The organism is Nocardioides sp. NPDC057577, from assembly GCF_042801335.1.
GTDB lineage: Bacteria > Actinomycetota > Actinomycetes > Propionibacteriales > Nocardioidaceae > Nocardioides.
In genome coordinates, this window is the sequence record NZ_JBHVGB010000261.1 from 1 (window position 1) to 5,427 (window position 5,427).

Consider the following 5,427-nt stretch of genomic DNA (forward strand, 5'->3'; position numbering starts at 1 on the left):
GCAGCGAAGCGAAGCGAGCGAGGACCGGATTGCGCCGACTCGGCGAAAGCCCGACGTAAGCCAAGCTGAAAGACGAAAGGTGGTCACGGAGTGACCGACAACCAGGAGCAGAAGCCCCTGCTCAAGGTCATCGACCACAACGCCACCCCCGAAGACGTCGCCGCGATCGTGGCTGTCTTCGCCGCGATGGGTTCGACCCAGGCCCCGAAGAAGAAGCCACGCTCCTTGTGGAGCACCCCACAGCTGCGTACGCCTCTCCACCCCGGCCCCGGAGCCTGGCGCGCCAGCGGGCTGCCCCGCTGACGAGGACGGCAATGTCATGATCGCTGTGTGATCACCTTCTCTCGGCGATATCTCCTGGTCACCCTGGCATGGCTGGTGACCCGGGGGTGGGTGGTGATCCTCTACGGCTTCCCGGCCGCTGCGCAGGAGCAGTTCTCCTGGTGGGGCACGGAGTGGGGCGTGGTGGGCGACGTGAACTACTACCGCGACAGCCTCGGCGGCCTCGCCCAGGACGGCGTCGCGGGGACGCTGGTCGAGTATCCGGTGCCGGCGCTGCTCCTGCTCTGGATCCCGTACGCCGCGATCGGCCTGCTCGACCTGGGCGGCGAGGCCTACATCGTGGCCGTGCTGGCGATGGCGGCGCTGACCGATCTGCTCTTCATGGTGCTGCTGGTTCGCAACCGCCGTGGGAAGCACCCGAGGTTCGGGATCTCCGGCGCGGAGGCGTTGTGGCTGGTCGCGGTCCCAGCGCTGGGCGCGACGGCGTACGCCCGCTTCGACCTCTTCCCAGGGATCATGGTCGGCCTGGCGGTGCTCTACGCGGTCACGAGACCGAAGGTGGCCGCGGCGTTCGCGGCCGTCGCGACCGGCGCGAAGTACTGGCCGATCCTGGTCATCCCGGCCCTCGCCGCGAACCGCGCCACCCGCCGCGGGGTCATCCTGACCGTCGCCGGCACCGGCATCGCCCTGGCCGGGCTGAGTCTCGTCCTCGGTGGCTGGGACCGCCTCTGGACGCCGCTGAGCTACCAGAGCGAGCGGGGCCTGCAGATCGAGTCGGTCTTCGCGACGCCGGCGATGTACGCGTGGGGCCACGGCGGTCCGGAGAGCGGCTACGCCATCGACTACACCGAGTGGAAGGCGTACGACATCAGCGGCCCGCGGGTCGAGGCGCTGCTCCTCGCGGCGACGGTCGCCTCCGTGGTCGCCGGGGCCCTCGTCATCGTCTGGTGGGTGCTCGCTTGGCGACGCCTGTCCCGCGGTGAGAGGACCGAGGAGACGATCGTCTGGCTGGTGCTCGCGACGGTGGCCGCGTTCCTGGTGACCAACAAGGTGCTCAGCCCTCAGTACATGCTCTGGCTGCTCCCCGCCGCCTCCGCCGGACTGGTCCTGCTCCGCGGCTGGGCTCGCCGGCAGCTCGGGATCTGGTCGGTCGTACTGGTCGTGGTGACGCTGCTGACCCACGAGATCTTCCCGCGGATGTACGGCTACATGCTCACCTTCGACGACATCGGCTCACCGTGGATCACCGAGGTGCTGGCCTGGCGCAACGGCCTGCTGGTGCTGCTCTTCCTCTACGCCGCCTGGCGCACTACTCGGTTGCTGGCCGTCCTCCCCGAGCGGGGGCGGCCAGCAACCGAGGGTCAGGAGAGGCAGACCTTGGCGACGTCGCCCTGAGCCGAGTAGATCGTGACCGGCTCCTCGGCGAAGACCGGCCGGCAGGCCGCCGCGGTGAGCTCGTGCACGGTGGTGCCGTCGTAGAACCCGTGGTCGTCGCAGTTCTCGTAGTTCACGTAGACCTCCCCGGGCTCGCCTCCGTCGCGGAAGATCCGCAGGATGACGTACGCCGTGACCGGCTGCCCCGCGGCACAGTTCTGCGGCGTGTTGGGACCGGAGCGGGCCGGTGCGCTCGTGATCGCCTTCACGAGACCTTCGGCGTCATCGCCCGTGATCTCTCGCGACCCGGTCAGTGAGGCCGAGGACGGCTCGTAGCGACAGATCGCGATCGACTCCGGGGCATCGCCCGCCAGCGGCGAGGTCTTCGGGTCGGTCTTCGGCCGCACCGGGTCGCCCTCGGCCAGCGGCGAGGAGGTCTCGCAACCGTAGGGGTCCTTCGCCACGGTCCGCAGCGAGCCCTTGATCTCGTAGTTGACCTTCTCGTCACCAGGACCGGTGAGGATCGTGGCGTAGGCGTCGCTCTCCCCGACCTGGACCCGGGTCAGCAGCCAGCCCTGGTGCTCCCAGGAGCCGGTCTGGAGGGTGGCGCCCTTGCCCGGCTTCTCGATCAGGACGTAGGGCTGCCACAGCGAGAACGGCACCTTGCCGAACTGCGGCGGGAAGTCGCGGTCCTTGGTCTCGTTGCAGGCGATCGCCGGCACCGGCTGGTTGGTGATGTTCGCGACGTAGGGCGTCCGCGGCACGGTGTCCCACTGGTCACCCGGCTCCGCGATGCACTCCGGCAGCGCCGGTGCTGTGGCGTCGGCCCACTCCTCGGGCACCTGGAAGGCGATGTCGTAGCGGACCGCCCAGCGGTTCCCGTCGGCCGGCGCGGGCAGGTCGGTGCGGCCGCGCTCGACGTAGGTGCCTTCGGGGGCCGCCTCGTCCGCACCGAGCGCCTTGGGCGCGTCGCCTGCACTGTCCTCGTCTCCGGAGGCGTCGCTCGCGGCCGTGCTCTCACCACCGCTGCCGGCGGGCTGCAGGTTGGCCACCACGCCGCCCAGTCCGACGACTGCCAGCACGGCGGCGGCAGCAGCCAGGATCCAGGGCGCCTTCCGGCGTCCGGGAGACTTCTCCTCGGTCTTGTCACGCTCGTCGGACAGGTCGGCCGGTCCAGACTCTTCAGACGCCCCGGGGATCGCGAGCTTCCGCGGCTCGAAGCCGTCGGCCGCACGGGCCAGGGCGGCCCGGAAGGCCCGCTCCTCGCGCTCGAAGTCACTCATTGTCAACCCCCTCGTTCCCTCTCTGATCAACAGAGCCTTGCTCGTTCAACCGCTGCCTCAGCTTGGCCAGCGCCCGATGCACGTGTGAGCGGGCCGTCGCCTCGGCGCAGTCGAGCACCGTCGCGATCTGCGCGAACGAGAGGTCCTCGTAGAACCGGAGAACCACCGCCGCTCGCTGATTCGACGGCAGCGTCTGCACCAGCGCCCACGCCTCGTCCGCGTCTCGCTCCTCCGGGCCGGGCTCATGCCTGGTCGCCATCGGCTCGACGTCCTCGACCAGCACCAGCCGGCGCCGCTTGCGCCAGCCGCTGATCGACCCGTTGACGATGCTCCTCTTCACGTACGCCTCCGCCGTCCCGGACGCCGCCAGCGACTCCCACCGCGGCAGCGCACGGGCGAGGGCGTCCTGCACCAGGTCAGGAGCGTCGGAGTTGTTGCCGGTCACCAGGTAGGCGAACCGCTGCAACGCGGGTCCCCGAGAGGCCACCCAGGCACCGAAGTCTGGTTCGCCCGCCTCCTCGTGGGCATCCACGGACACCTCCTCTGGCACGTTCACACACCTCCTACGCGAAGTCTGTCGTGTTCGTTGCGTGTAGCGGGGAATTGAGTTGCCCCAAGACGTCCCGGTCCTAAGGTTGGCCGGGTGACCCGAAACGTAGACGCCCGCACCGACCGCTATGTCGAGGAGCTCTGCGCCCTCGACCCGCTGACCGCGACGTACGTCGGTGTCGCCGGCCACGACACGGAGCTCCCCGACCTCTCCCCCGACGGGATGGCGGCTGTGGAGGAGCTCAACCGCGTGGCGTACGCCGATGTGGCCGCGATCGAGCCGGTCGACGAGCGTGAGCAGGTCGCCAAGGACGCGTTCCTGGAACGGGTCGGGCTCGACATCGAGTTCGCCGAGGCGCAGCTGGACCGGAAGTTCGTCTCCGTCATCACCAGCGGCATCCACAACCTGCGCGAGGTCTTCGACCTGATGCCGACCGGCACCGAGGACGACTGGGCAGCGATCGGCGCCCGGCTGGCCAAGATGCCGGACGCGGTCGCGGGCTACACCGCAACCCTCCGGGAGGAGGCGGCGGCCGGACGGGTCTCGGCGACGGCTCAGTACCAGAAGGTCGCCGATCAGATCCTGAGCTGGACCGGGCAGAAGGGGGCCGGCGGCTTCTTCGCCGGCCTGGTCTCACGTGCCCCCGAAGCCACTCCTGCCTCGTTGCGCGCCGAGCTCGAGGCCTCGGCCCGGAGGGCCAACGAGGCATTCACCGAGTTCGGGCGCTTCATGGCTGACGACCTGGTCCCGAACGGGCTGCCGAAGGAGGCCGTCGGGCGCGACCACTACCAGCTCTCCTCGCGGCGCTACCTGGGCGCCGAGATCGACCTCGAGGAGACGTACGCCTGGGGCTGGGAGGAACTCAAGCGACTCTCCGACGACATGGAGGCCACTGCCGACCGGATCCTGCCGGGCGCGAGCGTCGTCGAGGCGGCAGCCCATCTCGACAAGGACCCCGCGCGGCAGCTGACCTCGACCGACGCGCTCAAGGAGTGGATGCAGACCACCGCCGACCGCGCCATCGCGGAGCTGGCCGACGTGCATTTCGACATTCCCGAGCCGGTCCGCCGGATCGAGTGCATGATCGCGCCCACCACCGACGGCGGGATCTACTACACCGGCCCCTCCGAGGACTTCTCCCGTCCCGGCCGGATGTGGTGGTCGGTGCCCGAGTCGGTCACCTCGTTCGGCACCTGGCGCGAGCTGACCACGGTCTACCACGAGGGCGTACCGGGCCATCACCTCCAGGTCGCCCAGACCGCCTACCGAGCCGAGCTGCTCAACCGCTGGCAGCGGCTGATGTGCTGGGTCTCCGGCCACGGCGAGGGCTGGGCGCTCTACGCCGAGCGCCTCATGGACGATCTCGGCTACCTGGACGACCCCGGTGACCGCCTCGGCATGCTCGACGGGCAGTCCTTCCGGGCCGCGCGGGTGATCATCGACATCGGCATGCATCTGGAGCTGACGATCCCGGAGGACAACCCGTTCGGCTTCCACCCCGGCGAGGTGTGGACCCCTGAGCTCGGCCGCGAGTTCATCGGTCGGCACTGCCTGATGGAGGACGCATTCCTCGACTTCGAGGTCGCCCGCTACCTCGGCTGGCCGGGCCAGGCGCCGTCCTACAAGGTCGGTGAGCGGATCTGGCTCCAGGCCCGCGAGGATGCCCGGGCTCGGGCCGGGGCGGCTTTCGACATGAAGGCCTTCCATCGTGCCGCGCTGGACCTCGGGTCGCTCGGGCTCGATCCGTTGCGGGCGGCGCTTGGGCGGCTGTAGCTGCTGGGTTGGGCAGGGACATTTGGTCGTTACGCGGGGCGCCGGTTTCGTATTGGCACTGTTTCCGCAGGGCTGGTCTGGGCCGCCGACCCTGTCCTCGAGTGTTTCTCGACCTGCCCCGGAGTCAAGGACGGCCTGCGGCCGCCGGCTTCGCCGGCCGCTTCG

The 5,427-nt window shown here is 69.9% G+C and carries 5 protein-coding genes; 3 read left to right on the top strand and 2 right to left on the bottom strand.

Annotation, left to right across the window (positions count from 1 at the left end):
- Window positions 1–90: 90 nt before the first annotated feature.
- Window positions 91–303 (top strand): acyl-CoA carboxylase subunit epsilon, encoded by a 213-nt coding sequence (locus tag ACFU7D_RS28370; RefSeq protein ID WP_378873573.1) that lies wholly within the window; start codon window positions 91–93, stop codon window positions 301–303.
- 27 nt (window positions 304–330) lie between these two features.
- Window positions 331–1,677, top strand: coding sequence for a glycosyltransferase 87 family protein (locus ACFU7D_RS28375; protein ID WP_378873575.1), 1,347 nt, complete (start codon window positions 331–333; stop codon window positions 1,675–1,677).
- Here ACFU7D_RS28375 and ACFU7D_RS28380 read toward each other — a convergent pair.
- Both ACFU7D_RS28380 and ACFU7D_RS28385 read right to left on the bottom strand, forming a co-directional pair.
- Complete coding sequence (locus ACFU7D_RS28380) at window positions 1,644–2,939, bottom strand: hypothetical protein (protein WP_378873577.1); 1,296 nt, start codon at window positions 2,937–2,939, stop codon at window positions 1,644–1,646. The genes ACFU7D_RS28375 and ACFU7D_RS28380 overlap by 34 nt on opposite strands.
- Window positions 2,932–3,489, bottom strand: coding sequence for a SigE family RNA polymerase sigma factor (locus tag ACFU7D_RS28385; RefSeq protein ID WP_378730742.1), 558 nt, complete (start codon window positions 3,487–3,489; stop codon window positions 2,932–2,934). Before ACFU7D_RS28385 ends, ACFU7D_RS28380 begins: the two co-directional genes overlap by 8 nt.
- 93 nt (window positions 3,490–3,582) lie before the next feature.
- On the opposite strand from ACFU7D_RS28385, the gene ACFU7D_RS28390 reads away from it, so the two are divergent.
- Window positions 3,583–5,262, top strand: coding sequence for a DUF885 domain-containing protein (locus tag ACFU7D_RS28390; protein WP_378873579.1), 1,680 nt, complete (start codon window positions 3,583–3,585; stop codon window positions 5,260–5,262).
- Window positions 5,263–5,427: the final 165 nt, after the last annotated feature.